The sequence below is a fragment of the Oceanicola sp. S124 genome, from assembly GCF_000220565.1.
In the GTDB taxonomy this organism is placed as follows: domain Bacteria; phylum Pseudomonadota; class Alphaproteobacteria; order Rhodobacterales; family Rhodobacteraceae; genus Pseudooceanicola.
This window is the reverse complement of the sequence record NZ_AFPM01000196.1, coordinates 1-20,475: the sequence shown is the minus strand read 5'-3', so window position 1 is coordinate 20,475 and position 20,475 is coordinate 1. Positions and strand designations below refer to the sequence as shown.

General features: G+C 66.1%; 22 protein-coding genes and 1 tRNA gene. 8 read left to right on the top strand and 15 right to left on the bottom strand.

Features of this window, described 5'->3' with window-relative positions; all coding sequences use genetic code 11:
* From OS124_RS0113865 to OS124_RS0113855, 3 genes are all read right to left on the bottom strand, one after another.
* Positions 1 to 1,372, bottom strand: a 1,372-nt coding sequence (locus tag OS124_RS0113865; RefSeq protein ID WP_010140314.1) for a molybdopterin cofactor-binding domain-containing protein, incomplete at its 3' end; no start/stop codon positions are given.
* Positions 1,369 to 2,736: a xanthine dehydrogenase small subunit gene (xdhA, locus tag OS124_RS0113860; protein WP_029375432.1), complete on the bottom strand. Its 1,368-nt coding sequence runs from the start codon at positions 2,734 to 2,736 to the stop codon at positions 1,369 to 1,371. The genes OS124_RS0113865 and xdhA, both read right to left, overlap by 4 nt.
* A 157-nt stretch (positions 2,737 to 2,893) precedes the next feature.
* Positions 2,894 to 3,358, bottom strand: coding sequence for an SRPBCC family protein (locus OS124_RS0113855; RefSeq protein ID WP_010140312.1), 465 nt, complete (start codon positions 3,356 to 3,358; stop codon positions 2,894 to 2,896).
* Between the two features lie 97 nt (positions 3,359 to 3,455).
* On the opposite strand from OS124_RS0113855, the gene dnaE reads away from it, so the two are divergent.
* Positions 3,456 to 6,965, top strand: coding sequence for a DNA polymerase III subunit alpha (dnaE, locus tag OS124_RS0113850; RefSeq protein ID WP_010140311.1), 3,510 nt, complete (start codon positions 3,456 to 3,458; stop codon positions 6,963 to 6,965).
* A 41-nt stretch (positions 6,966 to 7,006) separates the two neighbouring features.
* Here dnaE and OS124_RS0113845 read toward each other — a convergent pair whose 3' ends face one another.
* The gene (locus OS124_RS0113845; protein WP_010140310.1) at positions 7,007 to 7,201 is read right to left on the bottom strand and encodes a SlyX family protein; all 195 of its coding nucleotides are present in this window, start codon (positions 7,199 to 7,201) and stop codon (positions 7,007 to 7,009) included.
* A 189-nt stretch (positions 7,202 to 7,390) separates the two neighbouring features.
* On the opposite strand from OS124_RS0113845, the gene hisS reads away from it, so the two are divergent.
* The 4 genes from hisS (at position 7,391) to OS124_RS0113825 (ending at position 12,062) form a co-directional block, all read left to right on the top strand.
* On the top strand, positions 7,391 to 8,911 hold the full coding sequence (gene hisS / locus OS124_RS0113840) for a histidine--tRNA ligase (protein ID WP_010140309.1): 1,521 nt from the start codon (positions 7,391 to 7,393) through the stop codon (positions 8,909 to 8,911).
* Positions 8,912 to 8,914: 3 nt separating this feature from the next.
* Positions 8,915 to 10,030 (top strand): ATP phosphoribosyltransferase regulatory subunit, encoded by a 1,116-nt coding sequence (locus OS124_RS0113835; protein ID WP_010140308.1) that lies wholly within the window; start codon positions 8,915 to 8,917, stop codon positions 10,028 to 10,030.
* Positions 10,021 to 10,716, top strand: coding sequence for an ATP phosphoribosyltransferase (hisG, locus tag OS124_RS0113830; RefSeq protein WP_010140307.1), 696 nt, complete (start codon positions 10,021 to 10,023; stop codon positions 10,714 to 10,716). The genes OS124_RS0113835 and hisG overlap by 10 nt, the downstream gene beginning before the upstream one ends.
* A gap of 416 nt (positions 10,717 to 11,132) precedes the next feature.
* On the top strand, positions 11,133 to 12,062 hold the full coding sequence (locus tag OS124_RS0113825) for a hypothetical protein (RefSeq protein ID WP_010140306.1): 930 nt from the start codon (positions 11,133 to 11,135) through the stop codon (positions 12,060 to 12,062).
* A 55-nt stretch (positions 12,063 to 12,117) separates the two neighbouring features.
* On the opposite strand, the gene OS124_RS0113820 is transcribed toward OS124_RS0113825, so the two are convergent.
* The gene (locus OS124_RS0113820) at positions 12,118 to 12,540 is read right to left on the bottom strand and encodes a DUF1489 family protein (protein ID WP_010140305.1); all 423 of its coding nucleotides are present in this window, start codon (positions 12,538 to 12,540) and stop codon (positions 12,118 to 12,120) included.
* Positions 12,541 to 12,931: 391 nt separating this feature from the next.
* On the opposite strand from OS124_RS0113820, the gene OS124_RS0113815 reads away from it, so the two are divergent.
* Positions 12,932 to 13,005 (top strand) — tRNA-Cys (locus tag OS124_RS0113815).
* Between the two features lie 81 nt (positions 13,006 to 13,086).
* Here OS124_RS0113815 and OS124_RS0113810 read toward each other — a convergent pair.
* The 4 genes from OS124_RS0113810 to OS124_RS0113795 form a co-directional block, all read right to left on the bottom strand.
* Complete coding sequence (locus OS124_RS0113810) at positions 13,087 to 14,106, bottom strand: tyrosine-type recombinase/integrase (RefSeq protein ID WP_010140304.1); 1,020 nt, start codon at positions 14,104 to 14,106, stop codon at positions 13,087 to 13,089.
* Positions 14,100 to 14,306: a hypothetical protein gene (locus OS124_RS0113805; RefSeq protein ID WP_010140303.1), complete on the bottom strand. Its 207-nt coding sequence runs from the start codon at positions 14,304 to 14,306 to the stop codon at positions 14,100 to 14,102. Before OS124_RS0113805 ends, OS124_RS0113810 begins: the two co-directional genes overlap by 7 nt.
* On the bottom strand, positions 14,306 to 14,968 hold the full coding sequence (locus OS124_RS0113800; RefSeq protein WP_138919539.1) for a hypothetical protein: 663 nt from the start codon (positions 14,966 to 14,968) through the stop codon (positions 14,306 to 14,308). The genes OS124_RS0113805 and OS124_RS0113800 overlap by 1 nt, the downstream gene beginning before the upstream one ends.
* Before the next feature lie 79 nt (positions 14,969 to 15,047).
* Entirely contained in the window at positions 15,048 to 15,434 is a 387-nt protein-coding gene (locus OS124_RS0113795; protein WP_010140300.1) for a hypothetical protein, read from the bottom strand.
* Positions 15,435 to 15,466: 32 nt separating this feature from the next.
* On the opposite strand from OS124_RS0113795, the gene OS124_RS0113790 reads away from it, so the two are divergent.
* Positions 15,467 to 15,742 carry a helix-turn-helix domain-containing protein gene (locus tag OS124_RS0113790; RefSeq protein ID WP_337459427.1) on the top strand — a complete coding sequence of 92 codons (276 nt, stop codon included), beginning with the start codon at positions 15,467 to 15,469 and terminating at the stop codon, positions 15,740 to 15,742.
* 3 nt (positions 15,743 to 15,745) lie between these two features.
* Entirely contained in the window at positions 15,746 to 15,967 is a 222-nt protein-coding gene (locus OS124_RS0113785; protein ID WP_010140298.1) for a hypothetical protein, read from the top strand.
* Positions 15,968 to 16,090: 123 nt separating this feature from the next.
* On the opposite strand, the gene OS124_RS0113780 is transcribed toward OS124_RS0113785, so the two are convergent.
* The 6 genes from OS124_RS0113780 to OS124_RS0113755 all read right to left on the bottom strand — a co-directional run.
* On the bottom strand, positions 16,091 to 17,155 hold the full coding sequence (locus OS124_RS0113780; protein WP_010140297.1) for a phage portal protein: 1,065 nt from the start codon (positions 17,153 to 17,155) through the stop codon (positions 16,091 to 16,093).
* Between the two features lie 4 nt (positions 17,156 to 17,159).
* Positions 17,160 to 17,738 carry an HK97 family phage prohead protease gene (locus OS124_RS0113775; protein ID WP_010140296.1) on the bottom strand — a complete coding sequence of 193 codons (579 nt, stop codon included), beginning with the start codon at positions 17,736 to 17,738 and terminating at the stop codon, positions 17,160 to 17,162.
* Positions 17,738 to 19,015, bottom strand: coding sequence for a phage major capsid protein (locus OS124_RS0113770; RefSeq protein ID WP_010140295.1), 1,278 nt, complete (start codon positions 19,013 to 19,015; stop codon positions 17,738 to 17,740). The genes OS124_RS0113775 and OS124_RS0113770 overlap by 1 nt, the downstream gene beginning before the upstream one ends.
* Positions 19,008 to 19,358, bottom strand: coding sequence for an HNH endonuclease (locus OS124_RS0113765; RefSeq protein ID WP_010140294.1), 351 nt, complete (start codon positions 19,356 to 19,358; stop codon positions 19,008 to 19,010). The genes OS124_RS0113770 and OS124_RS0113765 overlap by 8 nt, the downstream gene beginning before the upstream one ends.
* A complete protein-coding gene (locus tag OS124_RS0113760) occupies positions 19,355 to 19,702 on the bottom strand; it encodes a head-tail adaptor protein (protein ID WP_010140292.1) in 348 nt (115 codons plus the stop codon). The genes OS124_RS0113765 and OS124_RS0113760 overlap by 4 nt, the downstream gene beginning before the upstream one ends.
* The coding region (locus OS124_RS0113755) for a terminase TerL endonuclease subunit (RefSeq protein WP_010140291.1) at positions 19,693 to 20,475 on the bottom strand (783 nt) is incomplete at its 5' end. The genes OS124_RS0113760 and OS124_RS0113755, both read right to left, overlap by 10 nt.

Sequence of the window (20,475 nt, the reverse complement as noted above, 5' to 3'; positions counted from 1 at the left end):
CGCTGCTTTCCAGCAGGCGCTCTGTCATCCGGTGCAGGATGAAATCCTCGACCTTCATGCCGTAGGGCGTCGTCTGTCCCTCGGTCGCGGGCCGCGCATCGCCCTCCACCGGGAAGGCCCCCGCCGCAGCGCGTGAGGTCACGTCCATCACCGAGCCCGAAGTACTCCGGGGGGGGGCCGCAGGCCGGGGGGCAGCGCCCCCCTCCGCCGCCTCGACCGGGCGATCCGCGTAGTAGTTCACCCGCCGCAGTTCGACCGGGTCCATGCCCAGCTCATGCGCCACGTGGTCGATGACCCGCTCGATCCCGACGACACCCTGCGGCCCGCCGAAACCGCGATAGGCGGTGGCCGAGCACATGTTGGTGCGCAGCCGGTGGCTTTCGATCCGGGCGTGGTCCAGCAGGTAGGCGTTGTCGGTATGCAGCATGGCACGGTCGGCCACGGCCAGCGTCAGGTCCTGCGACCAGCCGGCGCGGGTGTACTGCTTGAAGTCGACGCCCAGGATGCGGCCCGTCTCATCGACGCCGACGCGGTAGTCGATGCGGAAATCATGGCGCTTGCCGGTGATCTGCATGTCGTCGTCGCGGTCGTAACGCATCTTGGCCGGGCGGCCCGTCAGCGAGGCGATCACGGCGCAGGAGACCGCCAGCGCATTGCCCTGGCTCTCCTTGCCGCCGAAGCCACCCCCCATGCGGCGGCTCTCGACGCGGACGGCATGCATCGGCTTGCCGATGGCCTCGGCCACCTTGTGCTGGATCTCGGTCGGGTGCTGGGTCGAGGAACTGACCAGCACGTCGCCGCCTTCCTGCGGCAGGGCCAGCGCGGCCTGCCCTTCGAGGTAGAAATGCTCCTGCCCGCCCATCTCGATGCGCCCCTCGATGACGCGGGGGGCGCTTGCGATGGCGGCCTCGGCATCGCCCTTGGACCAGACCAGCGGCGGGTATTCGATGTAGCTTTCCGCCGCCAGCGCCTCGTCGACGGTCAGGATCGGCGTCTCTTCGGCGATCTCGATCTTCGCCAGCGTCGCGGCCTTGCGGGCGGCGTGGTGGCTGGTGGCGGCCACGAGGAAGATCGGTTGGCCGACATAGTTCACCCGGCCGGTCGACAGCAGCGGCTCGTCATGTACCGGCGCCGAGGCCACGTCATTGGCAAAGGGCAGATCCCCGGCGACCATGACCTTGACCACGCCCGGCGCGGCGCGCACGGCAGAGAGGTCGATCGCGGTGATCTCGCCCCGCGCCACGGGCGAGGTGCCGAAGGCCAGGTGCAGCGTGTTGGCGGGCAGGGGGATGTCATCGATGTAGCGGGCCTGTCCGGTGACATGCAGCGGGCCGCTGTCATGGGGCAGGGGCTTGCGGACCTGTTCGCTCATGCCTCGACCTCCAGCAGATCGACATCCTGGCCGAGATCGGCCAGCAGGTAGCGCGGCAACATGTTGCGCGCCGCCTTCAGACGGTAGTCGGCCGAGGCGCGCATGTCGCTCATCGGGGTGAAGTCCTTGGCCCAAGCGGGGACGGCAGCCTCGATGGTCGCCATCTCCCAGGGCTGGCCAATCAGCGCGGCTTCGACATGGGCGGCGCGCTTGGGCACCCCCGCCATGCCGCCGAAGGCGATGCGGGCGCCGGTGACCATGCCATCCTCGACGGTGATCGAGAAGCAGCCGCAGACCGCCGAGATATCCTGGTCGAAGCGCTTGGACAGCTTGTAGCAGGCCAGCCGGTCCGCCTGGCGGGGGATCGACACGGCCTCGACGAATTCGCCGGGCGCACGATCCTGCTTGCCGTAGTCGAGGAAGAAGTCCTCCAGCGGCAGGCTGCGCCGGGTGGCGCCTTTCCGAAGATGCAGCGTGGCGCCGAGCGCGATCAGCGCGGGCGGCCCGTCCCCGATGGGCGAGCCGTTGGCGATGTTCCCGCCCACGGTCGCGGCGTTGCGCACCTGCACAGAGGCGAAGCGGCGCAGCATGGCGGCGAGGCCGGGGTGATGGGGGGCGATCCGGGGCAGCAGCTCGGACCAGGTGGCCATGGCGCCGATGCGGATCTCGGTCTCGCTGACCTCGATCCCCTTCAGGTCGGCGCAGCGATTGAGGAAGGCGACCTGACCGAGGTTGCGCATCGCCTTGGTCACATGCAGCCCGAGGTCGGTGGCCCCGGCGACAAGGGTCGCCTCGGGGTGGGCCTCGTACCACTCGGCCAGCGCATCAGCGTTTTCGGGCTGGAAGGCCAGGCCCTCGCCCTCAACGGGCATCTGGAAGCTTTTCGGCAGATGGGCCGGGGCAGGGGCCTGCGCGGCGGCCTCGGCGGCACGGATGATCGGCGCATAGCCGGTGCAGCGGCAGAGGTTGCCCGCCAGCGTCAGGTCATGGTCGGTTTCGCCGGTCAGCTGGGCGGTGGCCATCGAGACGGTGAAGCCCGGCGTGCAGAACCCGCATTGCGAGCCATGGTGATCCACCATCGCCTGCTGCACCGGGTGCAGCCCGCCCTCGGGCGGGGCGAGACCCTCGACCGTGGTCACGGCGCGGCCCTGAAGCTGGGGCAGGAACAGGATGCACGCATTCAGCGCGCGCGGTCCGTCTTCTCCGGTCACCATGACCGTGCAGGCGCCGCAGTCGCCCTCGTTGCAGCCTTCCTTGGTGCCCGTCAGCCCGCGGTCGATCCGCAGCCAGTCGAGCAGCGTCATCGTCGGCGAGACCCCCGAGAGGTCCACCCGTTCTCCGTTCAGGTGAAAGGAGAGTGTCATTTGCTATCACCGCCGCCATACAGATTGCGCCATGTCCGGTTCCTTCGATGCGGCGTAGAAGGAACGGCGATCCCCGTCGTACAGCCCAGAAAAGCGGCAGGGCAAGGGCTTGGCAAGTATTTACCGCCTGTATACTGCCGCTTTTTCGGGCTTTCGCCTAGGTCTTGATCTTGCTTGCGAGGGCGGCAAGCTGCTGCGTGGCAAGGCCCCAGCCCTCGTGAAAGCCCATCTCCTCGTGCCGCCGCCGGGCCTCGTGGTCGGCATGCAGGACCGTCGCGGAATAGCGGGTGCCACCCTCGGCCGGGTCGAACGAGATGATCGCCGTTATGAAACCCTGACCCAGCGGGCGGAAGCCCTGTCCGAGCGCATCGGTGAAGGCCAGCATCTGGTTCGGGGCGGCGGCGAGGATGCAGCCGTCCGAGGCGATCTGCTCTCCCTCCGGCAGGCGCATGCGGGTGAAGAAGCGGCCGCCGACCCGGGGTTCGATCACCGCCTCCGTGGTCTCGACGGGGGCGGGAGAGAACCATTGGCACAGCAGATGCGGCTCGGTCCAGCAGCGCCAGAGCGCGGCGGGCGGAGCCTTGATCAGGCGCGTCAGCCGAAGGTCACGGGTCTCGTCCATCTGGCTCTCCTCGGGCAGTCCCGGCGACTATGGCGGGCGCTCGCGCGCCGGGCAAGCGGCCCTTGTTGCCGCCCCGCCCGCGCCATACCATTGTCGGATGAGCGAGCCCCGATTCATCCACCTCCGCGTCCATACCGAATATTCCCTCCTGGAAGGGGCCGTGCGGCTGAAGAAGCTGCCGGGCCTCTGCACCAAGATGGAGATGCCTGCCGTCGCCGTGACGGATACCAACAACTGCTTCTCGGCGCTGGAATTTTCCGTCACCGCCAGCGGGGCGGGGGTGCAGCCGATCATCGGCTGCCAGGTCTCTGTGGCCTGGCATCAGCCGCAACCGGGCGACAAGCAGCGCCCCTCGGGGCCGGTGGTCCTGCTGGCGCAGACCGAGCGCGGCTACGAGAACATCATGAAGCTGAACTCGTGTCTCTACGTGGACAAGATGGGCGCGCTGCCCGAGGTCACGATGGACCAGCTCGCGCAGTATTCCGAGGGGCTGATCTGCCTGACCGGAGGTCCTGACGGCCCGGTCGGTGCCCTGCTGCAGACCGGCCACCGCCCCGAGGCCCAGGCCCTGCTGCAACGCTTCGCGCAGATCTACCCGGATCGCCTCTATGTCGAATTGCAGCGCCACCCCGAGGACGGCGGGTTGCCTCAGCCCGAGAAGCTGACCGAGCGCGGTTTCGTCGAGATGGCCTATGCGATGGAGCTGCCGCTTGTCGCCACCAATGACGTCTACTTCCCGACGCCCGATATGTACGAGGCCCATGACGCGCTGATCTGCATCGCCGAGGGCTCCTACGTCGATCAGCAGGAACCGCGCCGCCGGCTGACCGCGCAGCATTACTTCAAGTCTCCGCAGGAAATGGCGACGCTGTTCGCCGACCTGCCCGAGGCCATCGAGAACACGGTCGAGATCGCCCGCCGCTGTGCCTTCATGGCCTATCGCCGTGACCCGATCCTGCCGAAATTCGCCGATGACGAGGTCGCCGAACTGCGCCGCCAGGCCAACGAGGGGCTGCAGGCACGCCTGGCGGTGATCCCCCACGCAGTGCCTGAGGAAGAGTACCAGAAGCGGCTGGACTTCGAGCTGGGCATCATCGAGGGCATGGGCTTCCCCGGCTACTTCCTGATCGTGGCGGACTTCATCCAGTGGGCCAAGGACCACGGCATCCCGGTGGGGCCGGGGCGGGGCTCGGGGGCTGGGTCTCTGGTGGCCTATGCGCTGACCATCACCGACCTTGATCCGCTGCGCTACTCTCTGCTGTTCGAACGCTTCCTGAACCCGGAACGTGTGTCGATGCCCGACTTCGACATCGACTTCTGCATGGATCGCCGCGAAGAGGTGATCCGCTACGTGCAGCAGAAGTATGGCCGCGACCGGGTGGGGCAGATCATCACCTTCGGTGCGCTGCTGTCCAAGGCCGCCGTGCGCGACATCGGCCGGGTGCTGCAGATGCCCTACGGCCAGGTCGACCGGCTGTCCAAGCTGATCCCGGTCGAGGGGGTGAAGCCGGTCAGTATCGAACAGGCCCTGCGCGACGAGCCCCGCCTGGCCGAAGAGGCGCGCAACGAAGAGGTGGTGAACCGCCTGCTGACCTATGGCCAGCAGGTCGAGGGGCTGCTGCGGAACGCCTCGACCCACGCCGCCGGTGTGGTCATCGCCGACCGTCCCACGGATGAGCTGGTGCCGCTCTACCAGGATCCGCGATCCGATATGCCGGCGACGCAGTTCAACATGAAATGGGTCGAACAGGCCGGGCTGGTGAAGTTCGACTTTCTCGGGCTGAAGACCCTGACCGTGGTGCAGAACGCGATCGAGCAGATCCACAGCTCGGGCCGGGACCTGCATATCGCGGCGGATGGGACGCAGCTCTATGAACCTACGCCGGGCGGCGAGAACCAGATCAACCTGATCCCGCTGGACGACGAGAAGACCTACAAGCTTTACGCCCGCGCCAAGACCGTCGCTGTGTTCCAGGTGGAATCTACCGGCATGATGGACGCGCTGAAGCAGATGAAGCCGACCTGCATCGAGGACATCGTGGCCCTCGTCGCACTCTATCGTCCCGGCCCGATGGAGAACATCCCGGTCTACTGCGAGGTCAAGAACGGCCTGCGCGAGATCACCTCGGTCCATCCCTCGATCGACCACATCCTGGCCGAGACCCAGGGCATCATCGTCTACCAGGAACAGGTGATGCAGATCGCCCAGGTCATGGCGGGCTATTCGCTTGGCGGCGCCGACCTTCTGCGCCGCGCCATGGGCAAGAAGATCAAGGAGGCGATGGACGCCGAACGCCCGAAGTTCGAGGCCGGTGCGGCCAAGAACGGGGTGGACAAGAAGAAGGCGACCGAGGTCTTCGACCTTCTGGAGAAATTCGCCAACTACGGCTTCAACAAGTCCCACGCCGCCGCCTATGCGGTGGTCAGCTACTACACGGCCTGGCTGAAGGCCAACCACCCGGTCGAGTTCATGGCAGGCGTCATGAACTGTGATATCCACCTGACGGAAAAGCTGACGATCTATTTCCAGGAGGTGAAGAAGGGCCTCAAGCTGCCCTATGTGCCGCCCTGCGTGAACCGCTCGAATGCGCAGTTCAAGGTGGTGGACGGGGCGCTGGTCTATGGCCTCGGCGCGCTGAAGAACGTCGGCGTGGACGCGATGCGGCTGGTCGAGGAGGGGCGCAAGCAGGATGGCCGGGACAAGCCCTTCGCCACGCTCTTCGATGTCGCCCGCCGGGTCGAGCTGAAGAAGGTCGGCAAGCGGCCGCTCGAGATGCTGGCCCGCGCCGGCGCCTTCGACGAGCTGGACCGCAACCGCCGCAAGGTCTTCGAGTCGCTCGAAGCGCTGGTCAGCTACTCGGCCGCCTTCTGGGATCAGAAGAATTCCAACCAGGTCTCGCTGTTCGGCGAGGCGGGCGACGACCTGCCCGAGCCGCGCCTTGCCCCGGTCAACGACTGGATGCCTGCCGAGCGGCTGGCGGAAGAGTTCAAGGCCATTGGTTTCTACCTCTCGGGGCACCCGCTGGACGACTACATGGGCGCGCTGAAGCGCAAGCAGGTCAAGACCCTGGACGAGGTGCACAAGCAGGCCATGGAGCAGCCGGTGATCGCCAAGATGGCGGGCATCGTCACCGGCCGGCAGGAACGCAAGTCTGCGCGCGGCAACCGCTTTGCCTTCGCCCAGCTTTCGGATCCGACGGGCGCCTACGAGGTGACGATCTTCTCCGAGACGCTGGAAAAGTCGCGCGAATTCCTGGAGAACGGCTCGAAGGTGGTGCTGACGGTCGAGGCCAATGTCGAGGCCGACCAGCTCAAGCTGCTGGCGCGCTCCATCGGGCCGATGGATCAGGCGGTGGCCGATGCGGGTGCCATCGGGCTGAAGATCTTTGTCGAAGAGGCCGGCGCGATCCCCTCGGTGGCCTCGGTTCTGGCAGGCACTGCCGACACGGTGCGCGGCGTGGCCAAGGGGCCGATCCACTTCTGCCTGATGGACCCGGCCCTGCCGGGCGAGGTCGAGGTCGACGCCCATGTCGAATTCCCCGTCACGCCGCAGGTGAAGGGGGCCATCAAGTCGCTGCCGGGGGTGCTGGCGGTGGAAGAGGTCTGACCCTTTCCACGCGTCGCTAGCTCGGTCGGTTTGCCGGGGCCTCAGTAGTGCGGCGGACGCTCTTCACCCATGTAGATTCCGCTGCCCGAAGCCGCTTCCCGCTCGGCCTCGCGTTGCATGAGCATCTGGACGCGGCGGGTCAGCATCATGATCTCTCCCTGTTGCCGCGCGATGGTGTCGGACAGGTCATCGACCGTCCGTGTCAGATGCGCGATCTTCTCTTCCAGGGCTTGCATTCGTCATCCTCCGAAATCTTTAAACACTTTCCCCGACGGAGCCTTTTGGGGGAAATGTGATCATAACACGTATCCCCGGGGGCGCTAAGGGAAAGTGCCCTCCTTCGCCGTCAGCGGAGAGGTGGCCGCGCTTGCCCCGCTCTGCCCCATGAGCTATGCCGCACGCGCGATAGAACGCGAGGGAAAACGATGGCCAAGGTGAAGAAGACCCCGCGTCCCAAGGCGGAGACCCCCAAGGGTTTCCGGGACTATTTCGGGACCGAGGTGACGGAGCGGACGGAAATGCTGGCGAAGATCGCCGCCGTCTACCATCGTTACGGCTTCGAGGCGCTGGAAAGCTCTGCCGTCGAGACCGTCGAGGCGCTTGGCAAGTTCCTGCCTGACGTGGACCGCCCGAATGAGGGCGTCTTCGCCTGGCAGGAGTTCGACGAGAAGGATCAGGGCGACTGGCTGGCCCTGCGCTATGACCTGACGGCCCCGCTGGCCCGGGTCTACGCCCAGCACCGCAACGACCTGCCGACGCCGTACCGGCGCTTCGCCATGGGCCCGGTCTGGCGCAACGAGAAGCCGGGGCCGGGGCGGTTCCGCCAGTTCTACCAGTGCGATGCGGATACCGTGGGCTCTGCCTCGGTCGCGGCGGATGCCGAGATCTGCGCCATGCTGGCCGACTGCCTCGAAGAGGTCGGCATCCCGCGTGGCGACTACATCATCCGGGTGAACAACCGGAAGGTGCTGAACGGCGTGCTTGAGGCCATGGGCGTCACCGACGAAGCCCAGGCCGCCGACGTGCTGCGCACCATCGACAAGTTCGACAAGGTCGGCGAAGAGGGCGTGCGCCAGTTGCTCGGCAAGGGCCGTCTGGATGCCTCCGGCGCCTATATCGACGGCGTGGGACTGGACGAGGCCCAGGCTGAGCCGGTGCTGGCCTTCCTGACCTCCAAGGGCGAGACGGTCGCCGAGACCCTGGCCAACCTGCGCGCCGCCGTTGGCGGCTCTGCCGTGGGGGCCGAGGGCGTCGACGAGCTGGAAGAGATCGCCAGCCTGCTGGAAGCGCAGGGTTACGGCGCCGACCGCATCGTCATTGACCCTTCCGTGGTGCGTGGCCTCGGCTACTACACAGGCCCGGTCTTCGAGGCGGAGCTGACCTTCGAGATCCTCGACGAGAAGGGCCGCAAGCGCCAGTTCGGCTCGGTCTCGGGCGGGGGGCGCTACGATGGTCTGGTCAAGCGCTTCACCGGGCAGGAAGTGCCCGCGACCGGCATCTCGATCGGCGTCGACCGCCTGCTGGCCGCCCTGCGCGCCAAGGGCCGCGTCGGCGGCCGCGCCGAGGGCCCCGTCGTCGTCACCGTGATGGACAAGGCCCGCATGGCCGACTACCAGGCCATCGTCGGCGAGCTGCGCCGCGAGGGCATCCGCGCCGAGGTCTACCTTGGCAACCCGAAGAACTTCGGCAACCAGCTGAAATACGCGGACAAGCGCAACTCCCCCATCGCCGTCATCGAGGGCGAGGACGAGAAGGCGCGCGGCGTGGTGCAGCTGAAGGACCTGATCCTGGGCGCCAAGATCGCCGAGAACGCCACGCTGGAGGAATGGAAGGAGCGCCCGAGCCAGTTCGAGGTGCCCCGTGACCAGATGGTGGCGAAGATCCGCGAGATCCTCGCAAGCCAGGGCGGGGACAGTTCGTCCGGGCCGGACGCGGAAGAGACCTGAGCCATGCCGAACAGAACCCCTGACCGGGCGCGGGTCAAGAACCGCGCCGCCCTGCTGCGCGCAGGCTTCGAGGCGGCGGGCGCCGCCGTGGTCGAGGCGCCGGTGCTGGTCTCGGCCGAAGCGCTTCTGGACCTCTACGGAGAGGACCTGCGCGCCCGAGCCTACACCACCTTCGACGCGCTGCGGGGCGAGCAGATGCTGCGCCCCGACTTCACCGTGCCGGTGGTGCAGATGCACATGGCCGGCGGTGCCGAGCCGGCCCGCTATACCTACGCGGGCGAGGTCTTTCGCCGCCAGGAAGAGGACGAGGCGCGCGCCAATGAATACCTTCAGGTCGGCTTCGAGATCTTCGACGGCTCTGACCCCGAGGCCGCCGATGCCGAGGTCTTTGCCCGGCTCCAGCATGCGGTGGCGCCGCTTGGCCTGAAGGCCACCACCGGCGATATCGGCATCCTGATGGCCGCCGTCGCGGGGCTGGACACCACGGAGGCGCGCAAGAACGCCCTGCGCCGCCACATCTGGCGCCCGGCGCGCTTCAAGCAGCTTCTGGACCGCTATGCAGGGCGCACGCCGCAACCCGCCGGGCGCGCCGCGCTGCTGGCCCAGTCCGATCCCTTTGCCTGCGCCGGCCCCGAGATCGGCCTGCGCTCGCGCGCAGAGGTTGCTGCCCGTCTGGACGCCCTGCGTGCCGATGCCGCCGCCGCCCCGATCCCGGCAGCCGAGGTCGAGCTGCTGGAAGCCATCCTGAAGGTGCGCGAGACGCTGCCCTTCGCCCTGGAGCAGCTGCGCGACATTGCCGTCGACCTGCGCTCGATCTCAGGGGCGGTCGAACGCGTGGCGCGGCGATCGGAGGCGCTTGCCGCACGGGGCGTCGATGTCGAGGCGCTGGAATTCGAGGCCGCCTACGGGCGGACCCATATGGAATACTACGACGGTTTCGTCTTCGGCTTCGTCGTCGAACGCCGTCCCGACCTGCCCGCCGTGGCTTCGGGCGGGCGCTATGACGCGCTGACCCGCGAGCTGGGCCGCGCGGCCGGCAAGCCCGAGGGCATTCCGGCTGTCGGGGGCATCCTGCGCCCCGGCCTGATGGTCGAACTGGAGGACGGTCTATGGGCCTGAAGCTGGGTGTGCCCTCCAAGGGCCGACTGATGGAAAAGACCTTCGACTGGTTCGGCGCGCGCGGCGTGACCCTGGGCCGGTCGGGCTCGGATCGTGAATACGCGGGCCGGGTCGAGGGTATCGAGGGGGTCGAGCTGGTGCTGCTCTCGGCGGGGGAGATCCCGCGCGAGCTGCACGCGGGCCGCATCCACCTGGGCGTCACCGGCACCGACCTCGTGCGCGAGAAGCTGGGCCAGTGGGACCAGCAGGTCGAGGAGCTGGCCGAGCTGGGCTTCGGCCATGCCGACCTGATCATCGCCGTGCCGCAGCTCTGGGTCGACGTGGAGACGCTGGACGATCTGGACGCCGCCGCCGCGTTGTTCCGGCGCACCCACGGCTTCCGCCTGCGCATCGCCACCAAGTACCACCGCCTGGTGCGCGACTACCTGCGCTCGCACGGCGTGGCCGACTACCAGCTGGTCGACAGCCAGGGCGCCACCGAGGGCACGATCAAGAACGAGACCGCCGAGGCTGTCGCCGACATCACCTCGACCGGCGAGACCCTGCGCGCCAACCACCTGAAGATCCTCTCGGATGCCCTAGTGCTCAAGAGCCAGGCCACCCTGTTCCGCTCGCGCCGCGCCGCGCTGAGCGCAGAGGAGCGCGCCACCCTGGCTGAACTGATCGAGCGCCTGGATCTCGACTGATCCCGGCCGAAGGTTCCGGGCGAGGCCCCCTCCGTCTGCGCGGAGGGGGCTTTTTTCGTGCTGAACCCGCCGGAGCATCCCCGGATCAGGGCGAATCACTGCTTCGCGCAGCGGGGATTTACCGAACGCCATCGAATGGAGTGGCGCCTGGGACACGTTGTAATGCGTTGACGTTAACGTCTGTCGCGCTTGTGACTTGACCCCCCAAACAAGGGGAACCGGCCCCTCTCATCGCCAGCCGCCGGGCGACCGTTGTCACCATCGTTGTACTGCGCGTTGAATTTCGGACCGGTGCCGCCCTTCGCGCGCAATGCCTTTTATCTCTTCTTTTCAGATACTTCATGCGTCGCTATCAGCGCCGCAGTTTCAGGGTCCCGGCCTGGAACCCATTTCGTTTCCTCAAGAGGTTTGATCCCATGAAGACATTCATTCTCTCCGGCGTCTCCCTGCTGGCCCTTTCCGGCGGCGCGGCCATGGCTGCCCCCACCTGGGACGGTGTGCTGACGCTTGGCTATGCCAACTCCAGCAACGATGGCGGTGACGCCGAGACGCTGAGCCTCGACGGCGCGGCCTCCCTCGATTTCGGCAACGGCCTGTCGCTGGACATGGACGTGGTCCTGATGTCCGTCGAAGCCGACGGCCAGTCCGTCGAAGCTACCAAGTTCGGCATCGCGCCCGAATACCATTTCGCCAGCGGCCTGACCCTGGGCGCCTACCTCGAGCGCGGCAGCCTGGGCGGCGATGCCATCAGCCTCGGTGGCGACGACATCGTGATGAGCGCACTCGGCCTGACCATCGGCATGGAGACCGAGACCACCGACTTCGAAGTCTACCTTGGCACCGGGATCGCCGGTGACGCGCTGGACGACTTCGCCGGCGGCCTCGACGTGCTGCACTACGGTGCAAGCCTTGCCGTGACGCCGACCGATCGCCTGGCGGTCGCGGCTGCGCTGCAGTTCGGTGAATACGGCTTCAACGGCAACACCCTGAACAGCCATTCGGTGGGTCTTGCGGTCAACTACGAGGTGACCGATGCCATCGCGATCTTCGGGGCCGCGCAGATGACGTCGGTGCAGGCCTTCGGGCTCGAGATGCGTCAGGTCGGGCTGGGCACCTCCTACGACCTTGGCGATCTTGCCGGTGTGCCGATGGTGCTCAGCGCCGAGTTGGCACGTCTGCAGCTCAATGCCGGCGGTACCAACCTTTCCGAGGCCGACACGGTCCGCATCGGCGTGACGATCCCGCTTGGCGGCAAGACCGACAAGATGCCGCAGAACAGCCTGGCGTCCGGCATCTTCAACCCGGGTCATGATCCGCTGGTCGAGACCATCCGCATGGCCTTCTGAGGCCCTGCACAACCCTCGGTAAACTTGGCGGGTCTTCGGGCCCGCCTCTTTTCGTTCAGATCACGCCGATTTCCGCCAGGGCGGCATCCAGCTCGGGCGGCAGGCTGTCATCGCTCTCGCGCGCGGCGGGCAGGTCGCGCGGCGCATCCTCGGGCTTGAGGTAGCGCCAGCCCTGGAAGGGGCGCTTCTGGGTCGGGGCCACGCGGTAGAGCTGCGGGTCCAGCACGACGGCGCAGCGCCGAATGCCGTCGCCGCGGTCGACCTCTTCCAGCCCGACGATCCGCTGCCGGGCCTGGATCTGTCCCTTGATCACCCAGTAGATCGAGCCGCCCCCGAGGATCTCGGCCTCGCGCTTCGGCCACATGCGGGTGACATGACGCGGCGGTGCCCCTGTCTGTGCGATTCGCAGGGCCTGCCAGCCGGCCAGGTCCTCGACCGATTCCGTGCCGACGGAGAGCTTGATCAGATGGACGGGCATTGCTTCCTCACTTGGTTCCCCGGTCAACGAGGGTCACGAGCCATGGTGGGCTCTATTTTGCGCGAACACAAGATGTGGTGGTCCGCCGCGGCCCCAAGTCGGGACCCGCCGCCCCTGCCTAGGGGAGGGCGTAGCGGCGGGCATAGCCTGCGACGCGACCTTGACGGGGGTTACCTAGTGCCCTGCCGGGGGCTTTTCCAGAAGGAAGGGCGCGTTGGTGCACTGCCATCGCCGTTGCCCGGCCTGAGGCCGCAGGCGTGCCAGGCTCCCAGGGGCGGAAGGCGCGCGCCGGGGAGGTGTCGGGCGGATCTCGCGGCTCTGATACACTGCGTGGCAATTGCCCTTGCCGAGCGCGAGCCGATCCGCTAAACGCCTGAAACACACCACGGATGGCGAGTTGGCGGAGTGGTGACGCAGCGGATTGCAAATCCGTGTACACCGGTTCGATTCCGGTACTCGCCTCCATACTTTTCAACTGGTTAGCTCCCATGCCTTTGTCAAAGGTATCAACCGGGGTATCAGTTCCCCGTTCTGTGCTTGTTCTGTTCATTTGCGCTTTGCCGCAGCTTGACGTGCTCGCATGATCTGCCTCGCCTCCCCCGCGTATTTGATAATCATCGCTTTCGATGTGTGACCGCTGTAGCTGGCGATCTCGTCGTCAGTGCATCCAGCCCATGCCAATTCCATCACGCCGCGATAGCGCAGGGCGTGTTGGTCGAAGGCCATCAACCCCAGCCGTTTCCGTTCCCGCACCATGACCCGCGCCATCGCGTGATAATCCATCGCCGAGCCATCAGCCCGTGTCAGGATGTGCCTCGCCGGATGCGGTGCGACCGAAAGTTCAGCCTTCGTGCGTTCGAGCGCGGCCTTGAGCGCCTCGGTGCATGGAAGATGCAGCGGCTTATCGGTCTTGTTTTGGCGCAGTTTGAGGGTTTCCCCGTCATAGTCGCCCCATTGGAAGTCAACCCAGTCGCCGGGTCGCTGCACGCTGCCAACGCCGATTTCAAAGATCAGCAGCGGCAGGGGCTCGCCTTCGGCGCGCATCTTGTCCACCGCCCAATTCGCCCACGGCAAGTGTGGTTTCTGCCGAGCCTTCGGCACCCTGAGCGGCTCAATATCAATCGCCGGGTTGTCTTTGCGCCACCGCTTGCGGATCGCCAGCTTGGACAACATGCTGATTGCAGTCGGGATGTAGTTCGCGAACCGAACGCGGTGCCGATTCCTCTCCATCGCATCATAGATGTCAGCTTGAGTTAGTCGCGCCACGTCCGCAGAGCCGATCTTCTCCTTGAGATACTCAAAGACAGGTTCCAGGTCCTTGCGGTAGCGGGGGGAGAAATTGGCCCATTTTTCGGTCTCCCGCATGGCGTCGATCAGCGCACCCCAGGAGGTTTTCGCCGCAGCTTTCTTGCCGCTCACGATCTCCCAATACTGGCGATCAAATTCAGCGGTACCTTCTACGGCCTCAATTCGACCCAGATAGATCATCTTGCCGTTCAGGTACTTGCGGACATACCAGCGGCCAGCGGGATGCCGCCAAAGCAGTTTCTTGCGAGGCGTCACCATTCGATCACCGCCGGGCCGCTAGCCAGGTCGCCGGACGCTATCGCGCGCAGCTGCTCCACGTCCCAACGTTTGAACCCGCCGATCTCGGCCGGCTTAGGCAAGACGCCGGCATCGACCAATGCGCGAAAATCGGAGGGCTTCATGTCCAGAAGCTTCGCCGCCTTACTTTCACTTGCCAGGATCAAAGAAAGGGCCGCCATCACACAGCCTCCGTGTCGCCGTGACCCTCGTCGAGAAGTCCGAGACTAATGTTCATGAAACTTGCGCCCGAGATCGTGCGAACGGTCACGACGCCGCCGGGGATAGGCGAGTACCCCTCAACATGCCGCCAGCCCTCCGGGCCCTTGATCATGAGTTGCCCTTTGAATGGCGCAACCAGCTCGCCAACGATTTCGCTACCTTCGTACTGATACTGGAAGAGTTCAGCGAGCACTTGAAAGTCTGAGACACGAAGGTGGAAATTGTTGGCGTCATACCAAGCGCAGCTCTCTTCTATGCCGAGCGATCTGGGCAGGGAGAAAATGAACGCCAGAACCTCTTCCAGCGTTTCACCCTCGAACAGCGAGGAAAACTGTTCGGGGCTCATGGTCCGGTATCCGGGAAGCAGCTTCCTAAAATCAGGCGAAAACGGGATCTGCCCGAAACGCTTGACCCGCTCCACGCACTGGGACGGGCTATCGGTGGTGAGGATCGCCAACGTCATCCGCGCCGCATCCAGCGGGGTCATTTCAGGGGCGTTGCGACCGCGAGCGCCAGTCGTCAACATGCCTGCCTCTTTCAAGAGCCGCGCGTACAGGATCACCGTTTTCTCCGGCTTCGTGTACGCTTTGGCGATGAGCTTGTTGAATGCAGCAGATTTCATGATCTCTGCGTACGACGCAAATAGACAAACGTCAACTCTATTTGCGCTCCTGACGAAAAGGAGGGCGGCCATTTGGCGACTACTCGCCAATGTTCGATGATCTGCTTGAGAGTCTCCGAGCTTCGCAAACCAGATCTATCTGAAACTGCGTGTCGGCCATGGCGCCGTCCAGGTCTGCGATCAGGACCTTGCAGGCCAAGTCCTTGACCTGAAGGCAGGGCAGAGCAGAGATCCTGTCTTCTAGCTCGACCAGTGACCTGAACAACGTGTCAGTTTCTTCGTCGTCCAGATCCCTTTCATTGAAGCGTTGACGCGTCTTGGCCCACTTCAGATAAAGCAGCTCGATCTCGCTGGCCGCGTTCACAGGCGCGGGGAAAAGTGCGGTAGCGCCAGCAACCGGGATGAGGGCTGCGAAGCTTCTGCGAGACATAGCGGGACCGTTCCCGCAGGCGGGGTCTTTGGGCATTGTCAGGTTCTCCTGGTGTGATACTGTCCGATATGAGACATACAGCAATGTCCGAAATGGGACAACCCGAAATGACGACCCCAGACCAATTGCGCGCCGCGAGGGCCATACTTGGACTTTCTCAGGCTGAAGTGGCCGAGATGAGCGGAAAGACAACTAAGACAATCCGCCGCGCGGAGAACGGAGAGGCCGTGGTCGCCGGGGAAACCATAGCGACGATACGAGCAGCGTTAGAGGCCCGCGGGGTTGAGTTTCTCCCGGAGAATGGTGGCGGGGCCGGAGTGCGGCTGAAAGAGAAGAGGGAATAAATAATGGTCTTTGTTAACGTCCAAGAAGTGAAGGCGGACGAGTTACAGCGCTATGATCGCATGATGATTGAATGCTCCCTGAAGATCGAAGAGCCGGAAAACATCGCGCCGCTGGCCATAAATATCTGGATTGAAGTGCTGAAGGAACTCAGCGTTCGCGGGAAGGTGGAGCTTGTAAGTGGTTCCTTTGATGCGCCGTTTGATGCATTGATCAACAGGCTCTAGGGCTATCGCGCGCCGCGCCTGAAGGAGACCAGGCCGCGCGCTGTCGGGGTTGTTACGGTACTCGCCGACTAATCCGGGGCGCTTCAGGTTGATGTCGAACCACCAGGGGCGCCCGCCCTATTTTTATTCCTTCCAGTCCACCATCCGCATGGCGCTCGACACGTCCTCGGACGGGATGCCGGCTGTCTTCGCCTCGGCCATCGTCTTGACGATGGTAGACAGCGCCCGAGCTCGTCCCCCGGCGTCGAATGCCTGGAGAGGCCGCATCAGGTCGATCTGCACATCTGCCCCCAGCTTTTCGCGGGCCTCGTCGGCCAGCAGCTCGGCAATGGGCTGCAGGGTCCAGATCGCGAGCTGACGCTGTGCTTCGCGGACCACCGGCCCGGTTGCGGCCTGGTTCAGCAGCGCGGGCAGCACCCCGTAGGCCATCAGGATCCCAGCCCTGGCATCGCGCAGGGTTTCGCTCGTCATCGACCTGGACAGGTCCGGCGAGATCTGGTCGGGCTTCTGGCCGGACTGCGGGTGCATACCAGCCGCGGTTGCCTGGGCCACGCCCTCGATCACCAGCGTTGAGCCGCGGCGCCCTCGGAAGGCGGCGCGCATGTTCGCCATGTCCTCGGCGCCGGTATCGGGCAGCGGGACAATCTGCGAGCCGAGCGGGGCGTTTTCAAAGGTCTCTTTCAGGGCCTCTTCCACCGCGTAGAGCAGCCCGCCGGTCAGCGTGGAGCGTCGCAGGGGCGCCGTACCGATCCAGGGCGTCACGGTCTCGGTGCCGATACGCAGGTGGAGCACCTCGGCGGCCAGCGCGGTCTGGCTGCGCCCGCCGCCCGCCTCGGGGATGGACAGGCGATAGGCCCGAGGGCGCCCGCCCCGCGTGGTAACTTCCCAATCGGTCACCGGCATCAGGCCCGCGTCGGTGATCAGCCAGACAGCTTCCCCGCGCAGGGCCGCAGCCCTGGCTGTCAGACCCATGCTCTGCCGGTCCAGCAGGTCGGTGCCGGTCACGTCCGCCATGGTGAAGGCACCTTCCCATAGGCTGACGCAGCTCTGCACCGTCGCCGTGAGCTCGGCCACGCCGCTGCGCCCGGCGATGTAGCTTTCCCGGGCCTGCATCACCTGGGCGGTGTACCCGGCGCCGCTCGACCTGGTCTCGATCGGGCGGAGCTTGTTCCAGAGACGGTTGAGCATCGGATTACCTCCAGCGGGATGCGTGGTGCCAGGCGGTGACGCGCTCTGCGACATCGCCCAGGGGTTGCCAGTTGCGCGCCTCGATCTGCGCGTCCGGATAGGCCGGGCGCGTGACGGCCGAGATCTCGACCAGGTCGGCCGCACGGACGGTGCGCAGGATTGCGTCCCCGCGCTCCTCGACCCGCTCACCGCCCTGGCGGACCTTGAAGCCCGGCGACAGGCCCCGGATCAGACCGGCAGCATGGGCGGTCAGGAAATCCCGCACATAGGAGACCTGGGCCATGTCCGGGCTGATCCGGGCTTCCATGGTCAGGGCCTCGTCGGTTTCCATCAGGGTCAGCGTCCCTGCCGAGCGCGAGGCGAGAGGCTTGTTGAAGTCATGGCCGGACAGGAAATGCACGTCCTCGCCCGCCTCGATGCGATGCGAGAACGCCCGGGGCGCGAAGACTTCCTGGCGCGCACGGCCAAGCCGCCCCGCCTCGGCAAGCACGGTCGCCCGGCCATAGGGGAAGGTTGCCCGAAGGCGGGTTTCCCCGCCCTCGGTGCGCAGCTCAAGGCCGCCGGAAGAGGCACCCCAGAGCATCAGCCTGCCAGTGCCAGTTGGAGGCCGGTCAGCACCTGGAGCTGCTTGGGCCGGGCCACGGTCACGTCCATGGTCGCCAGGGCGGTGATCCGCAGGCCGCCCGACTGCGCGTCGGAATAGGGATCGCGGATCACATCCATGGCGCCCCAGGAGCCGACGAAGATCGGGGCAACGCCACCGGCGCGGGTCGTCAGCAGCGAGGACACGGACAGGGGATCGCCTGCGGGTACAGCCAGCGCGTTGGAGGTCATGGTGACGTTCTGGGCACCGAGCGCGCGCACCAGGCGGTCAAACTCCCACATCGGCCCGGCGTCCGATGCCTTCACATCTTCCATGAAGTCCCAGAGCTCGGGCCGGATCAGGGCTTTCACATCAGAGGGGCTGGAGGCGGTGGTGTTGTTCATGAAGCGGACCACGCCTGCCCGGAAGGCTTTCCAGAGGCCGGGAGCGTCAACGGCGGTCACCTGGATGCCGTAGGTGCCAGCGCCCGAGATCACCCCGAGCGGCTGGCCATCCGCGCCGGAGCCCTGGAAGATTGCTCGGTCCAGCTCCACGCCCATGGCGCCGTTCATGTCACGGCGCACGGCCTGCTCAAGCGCGCCACCGGATTGCTGGAGCGTCTTGCGGGTGATCCGCATCTGAATGCCCAGGTTGTGATCCGGTGCCAGGGCCTTGTTTGCGGTCTCGTAGGCGGTCGGACCCGCCACGTTGCCGCCCTCGCCGTTCGCCCAGCCTGCGCTCACCGCCGAGGTGGTCACCGGCCATTCCACCGCGCCCCGGTCGATGCTGATCATCTGGGTGCCCATGCGGGTTGCCACGCTGTCCGGGAACAGGCGTTCGATGATCGGGCGGATCTGCGAGGGCGCCGGGGTGCCAGTCGAGACGGTCTCACCCGCGCGCATTTCCAGCGCCTGCCACGGCACGGGGATGCCACGGAAGCCGCCCGCGCTGCGCAGCTCGGTCACGATCTCGGCGGTCTGGCCGTCGAGCTGGCGCCCCTCGTCCAGGGCCAGCGCCACCTGGCGCATCTCGAAGCCCGCCATCAGCTCGGCCCATTCCTGGGCGGAACGGGTTTCCAGCTCTTCGCCCGCGTCCCGGCGCTCGGTATCCTCGGCGATCAGCGCGGCCCGGTAACGGGTTTCGTTCTGGCGATACTCGCGGTCCAGGTCGCCCATGGAGCGCACTTCGTCCTCGGTCGGGGTCGCCTTTGCAGACAGCTCGGCCAGAGATTGGCGGATTTCCGACTGGCGCCGGGCGATTTTCACACTTTCAAGCATCTTTGATATCCTTCTTGGTGATGCTGGTTTTGCCGTGGCTCGACATGGCCTCGACGGCTTGCCGCCAGTCCTGGCGGTCTTCTCGGGGCGGGGGATGCCCGCACTCGATCCGGGTTTTGCGGGTGTGGCAGCTCGGGCAGAGCGCCTGCAGGTTCTCGGGGTCGTAGGAGAGTTCCGGGTGGGTCCGGACCGGCTTCACGTGGTCGACCTCAAGCCGACCGCCGCAGCCGCAGGACCGGCAGCGGTAGCGGTCCCGTTCCAGGATCTCGGCCCGCAGGACCTTCCAACGCTTTGTCCGCGTGACCTTCTGCGAATAGCGGTGATGCTCGCGCCGGACGCTCATTGGTTCAGCCGCCCCGAGCTGCGAGCAGTCAGCTCCAAGAACGGCCTGCGCCCCGGAACTTCCTTGATGCCGTCCAGAACGAAGGTGCGGCCATCACAGACCAGGCGGTCAGTGTGCTGGATGCTGCGGGTGAACGCGGTGGCGCGAACGACGAAGCGGCTGACCAGCAGGTGCTCTTGCCCCCAGGCGTGCATCTTTTCGGCGTCCGAAACATCGGTCCTCGATGCTCTGAGGGTCGGGCCGAAGGGCTGCCATTCGAAGGTTTGCTGCAGCCCATCATGGCCAATTTCTACGGAACGGGTGATTTGTATTTGGCGGCGGAGCGCTGCGGCGTTCACATCCATTGGATCCTCGCTTTCCTCTTGGGTTGAGCTGCCACCCGCGCGCCCTGGGCCACGGCCAGCACAGAAGCGGCGGCAGGGTCGATGCGGCCATTCGAGCGGGCCTTGGCGAGCTTGATGTTGTTGGCGTCGTCGCGGACGCAGACCGCATCCGCGAAGGCAGAGCGCAGCAACAGCGACGGCGCGGCGCAGACCTGGCCGTCGAAGGCTGCACGGCGGAAGCGCTCGCAGTCCTCGCCCCCGTCCCGGAAGCCCTGGCCGCGCCAGACAATCGGCGCGCGCACCCCGGCTCGGGCCATGCCTTCGGACAGCTCGGCCTGCTTGTAGCGGTCGGCGGTCAGGGCCAGCACCTGCTGGTCGGCGACGTGGTTCATGACCTCCACCAGCCAGGGCGCCACGGGCACGGTCTTCTCGCCCAGCACCGACAGCTCGCCCCGGTCCTGCATTTCGACGTAGCGCCCGGCCACGCCATCAGTCTGCCCGCGATCCAGCAGCGAAGGCTGGCTGGGGAAGGTGCCGAGGCATTCCAGGCGCCCGGTCTCGGGCCAGTAGAAGGCGGCGGCGGTCATCGAGGCGGAGCCCCCGAGGTCGATACCGATGATCACGCCGCCCTGGCGTGGCGGCAGCGCGTCGGTCTCGCAGGCCAGCCATTCATCCAGGGTGATCAGCACATCGCGGCTGATCCCCGAGACACGCTCATTCCGGTTGTAAAGCCGGAAGCTGGTCAGAGCCGAGCCGCCCCTGGCAATTGCGCGGCGGGCCTGGCCTTCAAGCCA